General features: G+C 65.8%; 12 protein-coding genes. 7 read left to right on the top strand and 5 right to left on the bottom strand.

The features are described from left to right. Window positions 1–110: 110 nt before the first annotated feature. On the top strand, window positions 111–446 hold the full coding sequence (gene gldC / locus RMO51_RS02325; protein ID WP_310391627.1) for a gliding motility protein GldC: 336 nt from the start codon (window positions 111–113) through the stop codon (window positions 444–446). A gap of 72 nt (window positions 447–518) precedes the next feature. On the opposite strand, the gene RMO51_RS02320 is transcribed toward gldC, so the two are convergent. The 5 genes from RMO51_RS02320 to RMO51_RS02300 all read right to left on the bottom strand — a co-directional run bounded on the left by RMO51_RS02320 (window position 519) and on the right by RMO51_RS02300 (window position 6,078). Continuing rightward, window positions 519–1,061, bottom strand: a complete 543-nt coding sequence (locus tag RMO51_RS02320; protein WP_310391625.1) for a hypothetical protein — start codon at window positions 1,059–1,061, stop codon at window positions 519–521. 136 nt (window positions 1,062–1,197) lie between these two features. Then, a complete protein-coding gene (gene dcd, locus RMO51_RS02315) occupies window positions 1,198–1,737 on the bottom strand; it encodes a dCTP deaminase (protein WP_310391624.1) in 540 nt (179 codons plus the stop codon). A gap of 55 nt (window positions 1,738–1,792) precedes the next feature. Beyond that, window positions 1,793–2,668, bottom strand: coding sequence for a hypothetical protein (locus RMO51_RS02310; protein ID WP_310391622.1), 876 nt, complete (start codon window positions 2,666–2,668; stop codon window positions 1,793–1,795). Window positions 2,669–2,751: 83 nt separating this feature from the next. After that, a complete protein-coding gene (gene hemL / locus RMO51_RS02305; protein WP_310391621.1) occupies window positions 2,752–4,086 on the bottom strand; it encodes a glutamate-1-semialdehyde 2,1-aminomutase in 1,335 nt (444 codons plus the stop codon). Between the two features lie 228 nt (window positions 4,087–4,314). Continuing rightward, a complete protein-coding gene (locus RMO51_RS02300; RefSeq protein WP_310391620.1) occupies window positions 4,315–6,078 on the bottom strand; it encodes an ABC transporter substrate-binding protein in 1,764 nt (587 codons plus the stop codon). A 155-nt stretch (window positions 6,079–6,233) separates the two neighbouring features. Here RMO51_RS02300 and RMO51_RS02295 point away from each other — a divergent pair, with 155 nt between their 5' ends. From RMO51_RS02295 to RMO51_RS02270, 6 genes are all read left to right on the top strand, one after another. Next, entirely contained in the window at window positions 6,234–6,923 is a 690-nt protein-coding gene (locus tag RMO51_RS02295) for a TetR/AcrR family transcriptional regulator (RefSeq protein WP_310391619.1), read from the top strand. Window positions 6,924–7,001: 78 nt separating this feature from the next. Continuing rightward, window positions 7,002–8,747 (top strand): ATP-binding cassette domain-containing protein, encoded by a 1,746-nt coding sequence (locus RMO51_RS02290; RefSeq protein WP_310391618.1) that lies wholly within the window; start codon window positions 7,002–7,004, stop codon window positions 8,745–8,747. 144 nt (window positions 8,748–8,891) lie between these two features. Next, entirely contained in the window at window positions 8,892–10,292 is a 1,401-nt protein-coding gene (locus RMO51_RS02285; protein ID WP_310391616.1) for an HlyD family efflux transporter periplasmic adaptor subunit, read from the top strand. Window positions 10,293–10,395: 103 nt separating this feature from the next. Next, window positions 10,396–11,787, top strand: a complete 1,392-nt coding sequence (locus tag RMO51_RS02280; protein WP_310391615.1) for a TolC family protein — start codon at window positions 10,396–10,398, stop codon at window positions 11,785–11,787. Window positions 11,788–11,884: 97 nt separating this feature from the next. Next, window positions 11,885–12,574: a DUF1361 domain-containing protein gene (locus tag RMO51_RS02275; protein ID WP_310391614.1), complete on the top strand. Its 690-nt coding sequence runs from the start codon at window positions 11,885–11,887 to the stop codon at window positions 12,572–12,574. Window positions 12,575–12,679: 105 nt separating this feature from the next. After that, on the top strand, window positions 12,680–15,658 hold the full coding sequence (locus RMO51_RS02270; RefSeq protein ID WP_310391612.1) for a M1 family metallopeptidase: 2,979 nt from the start codon (window positions 12,680–12,682) through the stop codon (window positions 15,656–15,658). The last annotated feature ends 251 nt before the right edge of the window (window positions 15,659–15,909 follow it).

Genomic DNA, 15,909 nt, shown 5'->3' with positions numbered 1-15,909 from the left:
TGACGTCTTTAATCGTCCGCATCTGCATCATTCGCATCATCCGCGATTAAACGTAGTTATTTTTAATTGTTTGCATCTGCGGCACCTGCACCATCCGCATCATCTGTGATATGAAGAAATCAGAAATCCGCTTCAGCATTGCCCTTGATGACAACAAGGTGCCCGAGGCAATCAGCTGGACGGCTACCGATGCGGGGCCCGATATTCATTTTGCCAAAGCCATCAACGTTGCGCTGTGGGACCGGGAGCAGGCGGGCACCATGAAAATTGACCTCTGGACCAAAGACATGCCCATTGACGAGATGAAGCGCTTCTGCGTGGACAACATTGGCTCGATGGCCGAGAACATCGTGACGGCTACCAACGACAAGGAGATGGCCGCCAAGATGCGGGCGCTCTGCAAGGAACTATCCGATTACCTGGACCGGCAGGAGCAAAACGGCTAACGCCCGCGAAAACAAAAAAAGCCCATCGCGCCGTGCATGGGCTTTTTTTGTTTTGGTACCGCCGGAAGCGGGCTAGCGGGCGTTGCGGCCGAGGTTACCGGCTGGTCGGTTGGCGGGCTTCGGCTTGGTGGGCGAAATCGTGGCGTCGTTGGCGCGCGCGGGCGAAGGATTCTGGACGGAGTTGGTGAGTAAAATACTAGCCGACTGACTGGCAAAATCCTTGTCGAACTTGTAGTAATTGGCGCGTGAGCCAAAGTAGCTGCTGTACTGGTCGTTGCTGAGCACGGCCTGCAGCTCCTGGTCGCGCTCCTTGCACACGCCGTTGCACTCCTGGTCAATCAACTGGGGGTTGCCAGCATTTTTGCGCTCGATGGCCGCCATTTTGGCGATTTTGTCGGCGTTGATGGCGCGCAGCTTGGTAGCTTGGTAGTTGTTGAGGCGCAGGTCGCGCACCATTTGGTTGCTCAGGCGGTCGGCGCGGGCTTCGACGGGGTTGAGGCGGGGACTGGATTGGGTTTTGTCCCGCACCTGCACGGTGGAGGCGGTGGAAACTTGCTGGGCCGAGGCGGCGCCGGCCAATAGCGCGAGGGCCAGGGAAGCAAAAGCGGTTTTCATCGTCATCGTCGTAGGGTTTGGTAGCACACGTACGCAAGGACCGGGCCAGTGGGAAGCGGCGCGGCTGCCTGTTTAAACGGAAAAAACGTCCCGCTGGTTCGGAATCAGCGGCCGCAAATAACCGCTTCTGAATGCGCTACCATTTGTTTTTCCACATCATGGACTCGACCGGTCGGTCGGTGCGGTCGTTGTACTTCGCGCTTTGCTTGTGATTGTAGCGCGTGGCCACGTCGCCCTGCACGGCGAAATAAATCAGCTGGCCGATGGGCATGTGGCGGTACACCCGCACGGGCATCGATACGCTGATTTCCAGGGTCCAATGATTGCAAAACCCCACGTCGCCCTTGCCCGCCGTGGCGTGAATATCGATGCCCAACCGGCCCACGCTGCTCTTGCCTTCGAGAAACGGCACGGTGGCGTGCGTCTCGGTGTACTCCTGCGTCACGCCGAGGTAGAGCTGCCCGGGCTGCAGCACGAAGCCCTCGGATTCCGGGATTTCAAACGTATCGATTTCGTTGTGCTTGCGCGAATCCAGCACTTGGTCGCGGTAGGTGGCCAGGTATTGCCCGAGATGCACGTCGTAGGAATTGGTGCCCAGGCAGCTCCGGTCGTAGGGCTCGATGACGATGGTGCCTTTCTCGATTTCCGCGAGGATTTGCTGGTCGGTTAATATCATTGGTACGGCTGGCTGTTGGGTGCTGCTATCTGGTCTGCGCAGGCTGGCTGCCGCCCTAGTCGTCGTCGCGCCGGCTCGGGCGGGCGGGCTCGTTGTCGTCTTCGTCCTCTTCGTAGCGGTCCTCGCGCAGGCCCGGCGAGCGGGTGGGGCGCAAGCGGCTGGCGAGGCTGCGCGGCTCCGGGTCGGGCTCGGGCTCGCCGGCCAGGTTGTTTACGCGGCGGCTGAGGTTGGGCAGCACCGCACCCGCGATGTAGAGCAGCAGCAGGAAGCTGGACACACTCAGAAAAAACGTGAGGTAGTCGAACCAGTCGCGGCGCGGGGCGGCGCCGGGAGCCGCAACGGGCGCGGAAACCACGGGCTGCTCGTCGTCAGCAGCCGCGGGCGCGGCCTCGTCGATGGTCGTGAGGGGCGCGGTCACGGGCGCTTCGGGCTGGGCGTCGGCATCGGCGGGGGGCACGGCGGCCACGTCTTCGGGCGCGCCGGAGTCGTTGAACTGGGCCGTGGCTTGCTGGATGAGGCGCTGCTCGGCCCGAATGAGGGCCACCCGCTCGTCGCGCGGCAAGTTGCGGATGAAGAACTCAAAGTTCTTGTCCAACAGCACCGAACTCAGCTGTTTTTGAAACTCGGTGAGGGTAACCGGGCCGTTGCCGTAGCGGTTTTTGTACCGCTCCGCGATGCCGTTGTAGTTCTGAAACAGCTGCTTTAGGGCCTCGTTAGTTCCAAAGCCGTCAAACTCCCGGCGGGCCGCGGCGGTACGCAGCGTGAGCGGAAACTTGCCCCGGGTGAACGACTTGTCGTACACCGTTTCCATGGTGCGGAAGTTAAGCTCGTCGATGGTCTTGTCGAAGAGCCGCTTGTTGGCCTGGGCGGGCGTTTCGGCGTGGGCCAAGGGCGCCAGTAGCAACAGCACCGCAAAAAACAATTTGAACATCGGGCAAAGGTATAGTGCAGGGCTGCGCGAAGTCGAAAAATAAGTTTCGCAAAGACCCTATTCCCCGTTGTTGTCCCCCGCCGTTACCTTCGCGAAACTTTCCTTTCGACTTCGCGAGACGTTGCGCTGTGGGCTTCCACCAACGACTCGCGGCAGGCCCGCAGGTACATTTCTACCAGCTCGTCGGTGATGGCCGTGGATACGAACAGGGCCTCGAACTGCGAAGGCGCCAGGTAGATGCCGCGGTTGAGCATGGCGTGAAAGTAGCGGCCGAACGCGGCCGTGTCGCACTGCTTGGCATCTTCCAGGTTGTGCACCGGCGCGCTGGTGAAAAACAGGCTGAACATGGAGCCCACGCGGTTTACGGTGTAGTTGAGGCCGAGCTCGGCGGCAATTTCGCGGGTGCCATCGGCGAGGCGGGCGCTGCTGGCGTCGAGGGCCGGGTACAGCTCGGGGTGCTCGTGCAGGTAGCGGAGCTGGGCCATGCCGGCGGCCGTGGCCATGGGGTTGCCGGAGAGCGTGCCGGCCTGGTACACCTTGCCGGCCGGGGCCACGCAGTTCATGATGTCTTCGCGGCCGCCGTAGGCCCCCACGGGCAGGCCGCCGCCGATGATTTTACCCAGCGTGGTGAGGTCGGGGGTGATGCCGAACAGCTCCTGGGCCCCGCCGGGCGCGAGGCGGAAGCCGGTCATCACCTCGTCAAAAATCAGGACGATGCCGTGCGCGGTGCACAGGTCGCGCAGGCTTTGCAGAAAACCCACGGCGGGCACCACCAGGCCCATGTTGCCCACCACCGGCTCCAGGATGAGGGCCGCAATCTGGTCGGGATTGGCGGCGATGAGGGCCTCCACGGCGGGCAGATTATTGTAGGGCGCGGTGAGCGTATCCTGGGCCACGCCGCGCGTCACCCCGGCCGAGTCGGGCTCGCCGGCGGTGAGGGCGCCGCTGCCGGCCGCAATCAGAAAAGCGTCGCCGTGGCCGTGGTAGCAGCCCTCAAACTTGATGATTTTGGCGCGGCCGGTGTAGCCGCGGGCCACCCGCACGGCCGACATGCAGGCCTCGGTGCCCGAATTCACCAACCGCACTTTTTCGATGCTGGGCACCATGGTCCGAATCAGCTCGGCCATTTCGACCTCGCGGTGGGTGGGCGCCCCGAAGCTCAGCGAGTGGGGCAAGGCCTGGGCCACCGCGTCGAGCACGAGCTGCGGGGCGTGGCCCAGTATCATCGGGCCCCAGGAGTTGATGAAGTCCACGTAGCGGTTGCCGTCGACGTCGGTGAGCCAGGCGCCCTGGGCGCTGTGCATGAACACCGGCGAGCCGCCCACCGAACGGAAAGCACGCACCGGCGAATTGACACCGCCCGGAATGAGGGTTTTGGCGCGGTCAAACAGGGCGGTGGAAGTAGCGAGGTTAAGCATGAAAAAATTCGGCGTGTATAATCGGGCATCACGAACGTCAGCTAAACATGACGTTCCCATTCAAATCAGTGAAATTCGGGGGTCGGCACTGAGGCAACCGCCATTTTTGAAGCATTAATTAGCTTAGCTTCAAAAGTCGAGAGTTAGAATTCTTACGAGTGATATTTTAACTTTTAACTCTCAACTTTTGACTTCAATGCAACGCTGCACCAGGGGCCGGGAACCGCCCTAGCGCAGCACCTGCAGCTCCAGGTTGTTGAGCTTGACGATGGGCACGACCTGGTTATCGTGGGCGCCGCCGGCGTAGCTCTGGCCCTCAAAAACGGCGCCCGGCACCGGGCCCGCGCTGGCCAGGCTGGCCTGGAAAGCCGGGCCGTACTGAAAGAGCGCCGCCCCGAAGTACAACAGCATTTCGAACCCTTGGTTGGCGTACATCGACGGGGGCAGGCGCTGGCGCTGCACGTAGAGCTGACGGAACCGGCGGTAGCCCGGCCCGGATTCGTCGTAGTACTTGGGCTGCACGAAGAACACGCCGGGGTCAGTGAGCTGGGAAATGTCCAGGCGCGGGTTTTCGAGCCACGAGCCGGGGCAGAGCAGGGCCGGGCGGGTGGCAGCCGGCTGCCGTTGCAGCAAGCCCAGGACCGGCGGACCCGGGCGGCGGTTGTCGGAAGCCACCACGAGGTGACTGGTATTCGGCAGGTCGAGCCCGGCAAAGGCGGCGTTCAGGCTTTCTTCAACGTCGGGGTCGAAGCGCCGCACCAGGCTGATTTTGCCGCCCTGGGCCTCGTAGGCGGTTTTGTAGGCAGTGGCAAAGTCGGCGTCGTCCTTGCTGTCCTCGTGCAGAATGACCCCGGGGCGACCGGGCCCGAAGGTGTTCAGCGCAAACTGCGCGGCCACCCGCCCTTGGGTGGCCGCACTGGGCCCGAACAGGTAGTGCCAGGGGTTGTCGAGCACCAGGTCGCCGTCCTGCGAGAGCGGGTTGACGCACACAATCTGGTGCTCGCGGGCGTAGCGGCCCAGCAGCTTGGCGCTGGACTTGTAGATGGGGCCAATGAGCAAGTCCATGCCCGCCAGCTCGGGCTGGGCCAGCACCTGCTTCAGCATCAGGGTGTCGCCGCCGGTGTCGTAGGCAAACAACTGCAGGGCGCGGCCGGCCCGCTGCAGGCTGTCCTGGGCCAGGCGCAGGCCGGCGTACAGGTCGGTAACAAACTGGTTTTTGCGCTGCGTCTGCCAGCTCGGGTCGTTGAGCTCGAACGGCAGCAGCACGGCCACGTTGTAGCTGCTTTTTTTGGCGGCGCGGGGGCGCGGGGCGTAGCGGGCGCGGTCGAGGCCAAACTTGGCGATGAGTTCATCGAGCTGGGGCCGGTCGGCGTCGGTGTAGGCCCCGCCGAACACGAGGCGCTCGGCGTAGGCCCGGCCCAGCGCGGCGTCGTCGGGGTAGCGCCGGAGCAGGCGCTGCCACGCGCCGCGGTCGCTCAGGCGGGGCAAGTAATTAGCCTTCAAGGCTTCGCGCTCGGGCGCGAGCCGGGCGGGGGGCAGCAGGGCCAGGGCCTTGAGGGCGGTGTCGAAGTCCTGCTGCTCAAACGACACCTGGCCCTGGAGCAGCAAGGCGTCGGGCAGGTTGGGGTAAGCCGGGTACTCGGTGCGGAGCAGGTTGAGCAGCTGCTCGGCTTCGGGCCACTGCCGGAGGCGGGCGGCCGCCACGGCGCTGAGGTAGGCGGCGTCGGCGGCGCGGGCGAAGCGGGCGGGGGGCTGGGCCAGGGGCTCCAGCTGCTGGAGGGCGGCGGCGTAGTTTCCCTGGTCGAGCTGGGCCTTGCCGGCGCGGTAGCGCGTGGCGGCATCGGGGCGGGCGGGCAGGGCGGCGGGCCGAACGGGGGCACCGGCGGACTTTTGCCCAACGGACCGGGGGCCGGCCGTTTGAGCAGCAGCGGCCAGCGGCAGCGCCAGCAGCCAGCACAAGCAGCGGAGCCGGCTAAGGTAAACGTGGGGCATTGGCGGGTGCGGAATAAGCAGCGCAAAAGTACGCCGGGATGCGCTGGCGTAAACAGGAGGCAAGCCGAAATCAGGCAGCTACTTTTATTTTTGATAGCATTGCTATTATCAAAGGCAACGCTCACTATCTTTGCAGCGCGCTCATTGCTACGCCCATGCTGCCCACGCTCCGTCCCGACCTCAACGAACACCTGTACCTGCGCGACCCGCAGGCCACCGCCCTGGGCCGCCGCGTGCTGGCCGCCAGCGTGCAGCTCCTCGACGAAATCGGGTTCGAGGCCTTCACGTTCAAGAAGCTGGCCCTGGCCCTGGGCTCCACCGAGGCCTCGCTCTACCGCTACTTCGAGAACAAGCACCGCCTGCTGTCCTACCTGGTGAGCTGGCACTGGGCCTGGCTGCGTTTCCGGGTCAGCTTTGCGATGCACAACGTGGCCGACCCGCGCCAGCGCCTGCACCACGCGCTGGCCACCGTGTGCCAGGCCAGCGCCGACGACCCGGCCACGCCTGACTTCGACGAGGCCGCCCTGTACCGGGTGGTGGTGGCCGAAGCCAGCAAGGCCTACCTGACCAAGGACGTAGACGCCGACAACCGCGTGGGCCTGTTCCGGGAATACAAGCGCCTGGTGGCTGACCTGGTGGCCGTGGTGCAGGCCATTAACCCTGCCTACGCCCACTCCCACGCCCTGGTGAGCACCCTGCTGGAGTCGGCGCGCAGCCAGTACTTTTTTGCGCAGCACCTGCCCTCCCTCGCCGACGCCGGGGGCGACGTGCGCGCCTTCCTCGAACACCTGGCCTTCTCGGCCCTGGCGCCCGCCGCCGGGCCGGGGGCAGTGGCCCCGGGCTAAATTCCAACCAGTCGCAACCCCGCGGCGGCCCGCCCGCTTGCAACCGGCGCGCCGCATTTCAATCTTTCCTCACTGTTTATGTCCGACTCTTCTTCGCTATCGCCCGTCCAGCGGCTGTTCCGGCTGCTGGCCGCCGAGCGGCGCGACATTACTTACCTCTACGTGTACGCCACCCTGGCCGGCGTCATCAGCCTGAGCCTGCCGCTGGGCGTCCAGTCGGTGATTGGTTTTGTGAGCAGCGGGGCCGTCAGCACCTCGCTGGTGGTGCTCATCGGGCTCATCGTGCTGGGCACGGCCCTGGTCGGCGGCCTGCAAATCATGCAACTGCACCTGGTCGAATACATTCAGCAGCGGCTGATGGCGCGGGTGGCCCTGGACTTTGCCGTGCGCCTGCCCCGGGTGCGCGCCGAAGCCCTGGAGGGCGAGTACCTGCCCGAGCTGATGAACCGCCTGCTCGACGTGCCCACCCTGCAAAAAGGCCTGGCCACCATGCTCATCGAGTTTTCGGCGGCGGGGCTCCAAATCATCTTCGGCCTGCTGCTGCTCTCGTTCTACCACCCCATTTTCATCGCGTTCGGGCTGCTGCTGCTGGCGCTGCTCTACGCCCTGATTGCGGTAACGGGGCCCAGGGGCCTGCGCACGAGCATCGCCGAAAGCCAGTACAAGTACCGGGTGGTGGCCTGGCTCGAAGACGTGGCCCGCACGGTGGGCAGCTTTCAGCTGCCGGCCCGTCAGGGCCTGGCCCTGTCCCGCACCGACGACCTGCTCAACGGCCACCTCAGCGCCCGCGACTCCCACTTCCGGGTGCTGGTGACCCAGTCGTGGGGGTTTGTGGTGTTCAAGACGCTGGTGACGGCCTCGCTGCTGGGCATCGGGTGCTGGCTGTTGATTGACAAGCAGATTAACATCGGCCAGTTTGTGGCCGCCGAAATCGTCATCATCCTCACCATTGGGGCGGTCGAAAAGCTCATCCTTAAGATTGACGTGGTGTACGACGCGCTGACGGCCCTCGACAAAATCGGCCACGTGCTGGACCTCGAATCGGTGGCGCCCGCCGCCGGCAAAGCGGCCCTGCCGGCCGTGCCCGCCCCCGCGCCCGGCCTGGCTGTGGACGTGCGGGAGCTGACCTACCGCTACCCGCACGCCACGCGCGACGTACTCGATGGCGTCTCGTTCGGGCTGGCCGCCGGCGACCACCTGGCCCTGTTGGGGACCGACGGCTCGGGCAAAACCACCCTGTTGCGCCTGATGGCTGGTCTGCTCGGCGGCTACACTGGGCAGGTGGCCTACGCCGGCCTGTCCTTGCCCGACCTCAGCCCCGACGCGCTGGCAGCGGCCGTGGGCGACAGCCTGGCCCACCAGCACCTGTTTTCGGGCACCGTGCTCGAGAACATTACCCTCAACCAACCCCACCTCACGGCGGCCGATGCGGTGTGGGCCGCGGGCCTGGTGGGCCTCAGCGACGACGTATACGCGCGGCCCGAGGGCCTGCAAACCCGCGTGGGGCCGGGCTACACGCTCAGCTCGGGGGCCACGCAGAAGCTGCTGCTGGCCCGCGCCGTGGTGGGCCGGCCCCGCCTGCTGCTGCTGGATGCCCTGCTGCCGGCGGCGGCTCTGGCCGAGCGGGTGCGGGTGCTGCGGCGCCTGCTGGCCCCCGACCTGCCCTGGACCGTTATTCTGGCCACTACCCAGCCCGAGTTGCTGGACCTATTGCCCCGCGTGGCGGTGCTGCAAGAGGGCCGGTTGGTGGCCGAAGGCGCGCTCGTTGACCTGCGGGACACCCCCCTGCTGCGCACCCTGCTCGGAACTGAAACGAATGATTAATGCACCGGGTCGTTATGATTATCACGCTGTGCTCCAGAGAGAAGCGCGGAGCCGGGCGCTGGACGAAACGCGCCGGGGGCGGCGCGGCGTTTGGGGCAACATATGCCATTCCTACCCGGCTATAAACTACAAGCAACGCTAAAAATGCCTTTCGCCGAACATCCCAACCCCGAAACCCATCCCGACGCCAAACGCTTCACGGCCTTCGCGCGGGTGCGCACGCCCCAGGCGGGCCGGACGCTGGCCCACTGGGCGGCCGGCCTGGGCCTACTGGTGCTGCTCGCCGGATTTCTGCCCTGGACGCAGAACATCCGCTCCACTGGCAAGCTCACCACGCTCCGGCCTCAGGACCGCCCCCAGACCGTGCCGAGCACCATTGGCGGGCGCCTCAAGACCTGGCGGGTGCGCGAAGGCCAGCTTGTGCGCAAGGGCGACACCCTGGCGGAAATCGTTGAAATCAAGGAGAAGTATTTCGACCCCGAGCTGCTGGCCCGCACCAGCGAGCAATTGGAAGCCAAGGTGGCCGGGCTGCGCGAGAACACCGCCAAAACCCGCGCCCTGGGCTCGCAGCAGGACGCCCTGCGCCTGGGCCTCGGCGCCAGCCTGGCCAAGGCCCGCAACAAGGTGCGCCAGGCCGACCTCAAGGTGCGCTCCGACCGCGCCGAGCTGGTGGCCGCGCAGGCCGACTTTGCCATTGCCACCAGCCAGCAGGAGCGCCAGGAGTTTCTCTACAAGCAGGGCCTCAAAAGCCTGACCGAGCTGGAGCAGCGCCGCCTGAAGTTTCAGGAAAGCGCCGCCAAGCTGCAGGCCGTGCGCAACAAGCTGGCCGCTTCCCGCCAGGACTCGCTCAGCGCCCGCATCGAGCTGCTTTCCCTCGACGCCGAGTACGCCGACAAGCTGGCCAAGAGCGAGAGCGACCGGCGCTCGGCCACCGGCTACCAGTTCGACACCGAGGGGCAGATTTCGAAGATGCGCAACGAGCTGGCCAACCTGCGCATCCGGGCGGGCTTCTACTTCATCACCGCGCCCCAGACCGGCTACGTGGTGCGCGCGCTCAAGGAGGGCGAAGGCGAAATCGTGAAAGAAGGCGAGGACCTGGTGACGCTCATGCCCGCCAACCCGCGCCTGGCCGCCGAGCTCTACGTGAAACCCATGGACATTCCGCTGCTGCGGGTGGGCCGCCGGGTGCGGCTGCAGTTCGACGGCTGGCCGGCGCTGGTGTTTTCGGGCTGGCCGGGCAGCAGCTTTGGCACCTTTGGGGGCGTGGTGCAGGTGATTGACAACATCGACTCGCAGGGCCAGTACCGCATTCTGGTGACGCAGGAACCCGGCACCGAGGTCTGGCCCGCCCCGCTGCGCGTGGGCTCCGGCGTGTACGGCTGGGCCCTGCTCGACGACGTGCCGGTGTGGTACGAGCTGTGGCGGCAAATCAACGGCTTCCCGCCCAACTACGTGGGCGACGTCACGGCCTACCCCGCCGGCCAGCCAGAGGGAGGCAAGGGGGCAAAAGTGGCAAAAACCGACGGCTATGGTGGCGAAGAATAACGGCGGCGAGCAATTAAAAATGAAAAGTGAAAAATTAAAAGTGGGCAGTTCAAGGCGCTGGTACTGGGCATTTTTAATTTTTAATTTTTCACTTTTAATTCAATTGCCGGCCCGCGCCCAAACGATCCCGGCCACGGACTCGGTGGCCCTGCGCCACAACGAGTTTCTGGCGCTGGTGGGCGAGTTTCACCCGGTGGCCCGCCAAGCGGCCCTGAACCCGGAACGGGCGCAGCAAGACATCCGCCAGGCCCGGGGCGCCTTCGACCCCAACCTCAACGGCAAGTACTCCGGCAAGCAGCTCAAGGGCTCGGAGTACTACCACGACTGGGAAACCTACCTGCGCGTGCCCACCTGGTTCGGGGTGGACGTGAAGGCCGGCTGGGACCGCGGCACCGGGCCTTACATCAACCCGCAGGAGTTCACGGCCACCGGGGGGCTGAGCTACGTGGGCCTGAGCGTGCCCCTGGCCCAGGGCCTGCTCATCGACGAGCGCCGCATCGCCCTGCGCGTGGCCCAGGCCCTGACCGGCCTGGCCGAGGCCGAGCGCCGGGCCGTGCGCAACAAGCTGCTGCTGAGCGCCAGCAAGGACTACTGGGCCTGGGCCTTGGCCACCGAGCGCCTGCGCCTGCTCGCAACCAACGAGGAGGTGGCCGCCGTGCGCTTCGCGGCCACCCGCCAGCGGGTACTGGCCGGCGACCTGGCCGCCATCGACTCGGTGGAAGCCCAGGCGGAGCTGCAGAACCGCCAGAGCCAGCGCGTGGCCGCCCGCGTGGAATGGCAAAACGCCACCCTGGTGACCTCCAGCTACCTCTGGGGCGCCGACGGCCGCCCCCGCGAGCTGCCGCCGGGTGCCCGGCCCCAGCCCCTGCCGCCGGCCCTGGCCTGGCGCCCGCTCCGGCCCGACTCGCTGGCCGCCCTGGCCGCGCAGGCCCAGCAGCAGCACCCCGACCTGCTGAAAACCCGCGTGAAGCAGGTGCAGCTGGGCCTGGAAAACCGCCTGCTGCTCAACAAGCTGCTGCCCAAGCTCAACGTGGACTACAACCTGCTGCTGCCCGGCCAGCCCTTCGCCATCGAGGGCAACCCCCGGCCGTTCCAGGGCGGCTACTCCGCCAACAACTACAAGCTGGGCCTGAGCCTGGCCTACCCCGTGCTGCTGCGCGCCGAGCGGGCCAAGCGCCAGCTCAACCAAATCAAGCTGCGCGACGCCGGCTTCCAGCTCGACAACGACCAGCGCCAGGTCAACAACGCCCTGCTCACCGCCGCCAACGACTGGCAGGCCCTGCTCGAACAGCTGCGCCTGCAGCAGCGGGCCACCGAAAACTACCAGCGCCTGCGCGAGGGCGAGGTCATCCGCTTCGATAACGGCGAGAGCACCCTGTTCCTCATCAACTCCCGCGAGGCCAGCCTGCTCAGCGCCCGCCAGAAGCTGGCCGAGCTGCAAGCCAAGTACGCGCAGAACCAGGCCCAGTTGCGCTACGCGGCCGGCGGAATTTAGCCCCCCTGCCGCTGAAGCCCCGGGCCCCGGTGGGCCCTGACGATGCCCACCGCCCGGCCGGCGCCAACCGCGGGCTGCTGACCATATCTTTGCTCACATGCAGCCCGCGGTTTCTTCCTCGCAGTCCTTCACCCGCACCCGGCTCACGCTGGTTTTTGTGCTGGGCGCTTCCATTGCCCTGAGCCTGCTGCTGGTGGCGGTGCGGGTGGTGATGACGGGCCGGCTGCTGTTTCTGTTCCTGGCCTGGAACCTGTTTCTGGCCCTGATTCCCTTTGCCATCAGCACCTTACTGGGCATTGCCAGGGGCCCGCAGCGGGCCCGGCTGCTGGTGCCGGCCGGGGCCGCGTGGCTCTTGTTTTTCCCCAACGCGCCCTACCTCATCACCGACCTGTTCCACCTCGACGCGCGGCCCGGCGTGCCGCTTTGGTACGACCTGGCCCTGATTCTGAGCTGCGCCTGGAACGGGCTGATGCTGGCCTACGCTTCCCTCTCCGATATGCAGCAACTGGTGACGGTGCGCCTGGGCGCGGGCGCGGGCTGGGCCTTTGCCACGGTGGCGCTGCTGCTCAGCAGCTTCGGCATCTACCTGGGCCGCTACCTGCGCTTCAACTCCTGGGACGTGCTCACCAACCCGCTCACGCTGTTCTTCGACATCATGAACCGCGTGCTGCACCCGTTCAGCTTCCCCGGAACCTGGGGCGTCACGCTGGTCTTCGGCGTGTTTTTGCTCATCGGCTACGGCACCGTGCGCCTGCTGGGCCGGGCGCACGAGGAGCAAGCGGGCTAGCGCCTGGCGAGAAGCGCTGGGCAACGCGAGGGCAATTCCCACTCTCTGGCCGCCCAACCGCTACTTTCGCCCGTCCGTCAGCTTGGCGGACGTTTCTACCCCCGCATGAACAACCGATTACTGCTCATTTTTCTGAGCGTGCTGCCCGTCCTTTCCCGAGCCCAACCGGCCAAGCCGGCCCGCCCCACCCCCGCGGTGTATTTTCAGCAGGAGGTCAATTGTTCCATCGATGTTACGCTGGACGACAAAACCCACCAGCTCACGGGCCGCGAGGAGCTCACCTACGTCAACAACTCGCCCGCGTCGCTGACCTTCATCTGGTTTCACCTCTGGCCCAACGCCTACCGCGACAACACCACGGCGTTTGCCCGGCAGCAGCTGCGCAACGGCGACCGCAAATTTCAGTTCGCCAAAGCGGCCGACCGCGGCTTCATCGACGGGCTCGACTTCAAGGTGAACGGCCAGGCGGCCAAGCTGGAGCCGGACCCGCTGAACCCGGACATCGCCAAGCTGGTGCTGCCGCAGCGGCTGGCGGCCGGGGCCAGCGTCGCCATCAGCACGCCGTTTCGGGTGCAGCTGCCGGCTTCGTTTTCGCGCCTGGGGCACGTGGGGCAGAGCTACCAGATTACCCAGTGGTATCCCAAACCGGCCGTGTACGACCGGCGCGGCTGGCACCCCATGCCCTACCTGAACCAGGGCGAATTCTACTCGGAGTTCGGCTCATTCGACGTCACCATCACGCTGCCCACCAACTACACCGTGGGCGCCACCGGCGAGCTGCAAAACCCCGACGAGCGCGCCCGCCTGGACGCTTTGGCCGCGGCCACGGCCCGCAAAACCACGGCCAAGGATTTCGGCACTGACCTGGCTTTTCCGGCCTCCGAACCTATCACCAAAACCCTGCGCTACAAGCAGGACCGGGTGCACGATTTCGCCTGGTTTGCCGACAAGCGCTTTAACGTGCTCAAAGACACCGTGACGCTGCCTTCGGGCCGGGCCGTGACTTCGTGGGTACTGTTCACCAACCAAGAGGCCGAGAAGTGGATAAAGGGTCTGCAGGACGTCAACGACGCCCTCACCTACTACTCGCAGTGGGTGGGCGAGTACCCGTATTCGTCGGCCACCGCCGTGGACGGCGCCCTCTCGGCCGGCTCCGGCATGGAGTACCCCATGGTGACCGTGACCCAGCCCGCGGCCATTATCCACGAGGTGGGGCACAACTGGTTCTACGGCGTGCTGGGCAGCAACGAGCGCGACTTTCCGTGGCTCGACGAGGGCGTGAACACCTACGTGCAGCTCCGGGTGGAGGGCCGCAACAACCCCCAGGCCGGCCTGCTGCAAGATATTTACGGCAGCAAAACCGCCGCGCGCGCCCTCGGCCTGGAGAACCTGCCGGGCAGCGCCCTCAACCAGCTCCCCTACCAGGTGATGGCCAGCCGCGGGCTCGACCAGCCGGTGCAGGGCCCCGGTTCGGCCGCTTTTGGGTCGGTCAACTATTCGGCGATTGTCTATGCCAAAACGGGCGCCCTGCTCCGGTACCTGGCGGGCTACCTGGGCCAGGAGAAGTTCGACCAGGCCCTGCGCGCCTACTACGCCCGGTGGCAGTTCAAACACCCCTACCCCGAGGACCTGGAAGCGTCGTTTGAGGAAAGCACGGGGCAAAAGCTCGACTGGTTTTTCCGCGAAATGCTGACCAACACCCGCGCGTACAACGCCGACGTATTCGCGGCGCAGCAAGTTGGGGAGGAAGTGAAAGTGCTGGTGCGCACCGACTCCCCGGTGCTTTGGGCGGTGCCCGTTTCGACGGTGGACGCACAGGGTCAGGTGCTGCAAACGCTCTGGACGCCCCCTTTCGGCAACCCCGAGGACGACGCCACCAGCCAGCTCAATTTCCGCCGCGACCGCGTGGCCGCCGTGGTGGTCGACGCCGAGTACCTCACGCCCCAGCTCAACCGCCGCGACGACCGCCTGCGGCTCGGCGGCGGCCGCCGCCGCTGGGAGCCGGTGCGCGTGCAGCCCCTGGCCAGCGTGGAGCGCTGGGACCGGGCGGCCCTCACCTGGCTGCCGGTCATCGGGGCCAACACGTCGGACAAGCTGCTGCTGGGCGCGGCCTTTTCCAACGGCTTGCTGGTGCCCAAAAAGCTGCAGTACCTGGCTATGCCGATGTACAGCTTCCACCGCAACGAGCTCAACGGCATTGCCACCGTGAACCTGAACGTGCTGCCCACCCGCTTCACCCGGCAGGTGGTCACGGGCTTCACCCTGCAGCGCTTCGAGCGCTACCGCAAGCTGGAGCCCAGCATCGCCGTGACGCTGCCCCACTCGGCCTACGACCGGCCCCAGCAGCAGGTCAAGGTGGCCCTGACTTCCATCGACGACCAGGACCGGGGCCAAACCAACAGCCTCGCCGCCGAGTACGATGTGCGGGGCGGCAATGCCCTCCACGGCTGGGCCGCGCACGTCGAGCTACAGGACCTGGAGCAGCAGCCCCGCCCCGAGCAACTGGCCGGCACGGCCACCCTGCTCCGCGCCGAGGCTTCCTACCAGCGGTTTTACGCGCTGAAGAAACGGGTGAGTGCGCGCCTGTTCGGCGGACGCTTCCTGAGCCAGTCGCGCTCCAACGTGTTCGTGCTGGGCCTGAGCGGCAGTCCCGATTACCGGCGCCAGACGGCTTTTCTCGACCGCCAGCAAATTTCCCGCGCCTACACCGCCCAGGTGCACCAGACCGACGACCGCGACGGCGCTTTCAAAGCCTACCTGCCCGCCGCCAGCACCCGGTGGCTCAGCACCCTGAACCTGCGCGCCGATTTGCCCGTCACGGGGCTGGCCGTGTTTGCCGATTTTGGGGCCACCGCCGAGCGCCAACGAGTGAACGGCGCTCCTGGGCAGCGCCTGTACTACGACGCGGGCCTGGTGGTCCCGGTCATTCGCGACTTGCTGGAGCTGTACCTCCCCGTGGCCGGCTCGCAGTACGCGGACGGCTTGCCCAACAACCGCCGGGATTTTACCGACCGCATCCGCTTCGTACTCAACCTCAACCAGGCAAATCCTTTCCGACTGCTGGACCGCAAACTAGCCCAGTAGCAGCCGCATGAACGGAGTTGTAGCTGCGGGCTCGCGTCCTGTCTACACAAAAGGCGGTTCGGGAAGTCGACAGCACGTCATGCTGAGCTTGCCGAAGCATCTCGCCCGCATTACTAAACAATTGAATTACTAGCTCCGGCGAGATGCTCCGGCAAGCTCAGCACGACGTTTAAACTTCTTCGGTTACGTCTTCTCAAATAATTCTTTTGCCAAAAGGTGAGGGGTGAAAGGTAAAATTACGCCTCGCCGAA

The organism is Hymenobacter sp., from assembly GCF_031398885.1.
Lineage (GTDB): Bacteria > Bacteroidota > Bacteroidia > Cytophagales > Hymenobacteraceae > Hymenobacter.
Note: the sequence above shows the minus strand (reverse complement) of the source record. Positions and strands in the feature narration are given on the sequence as shown.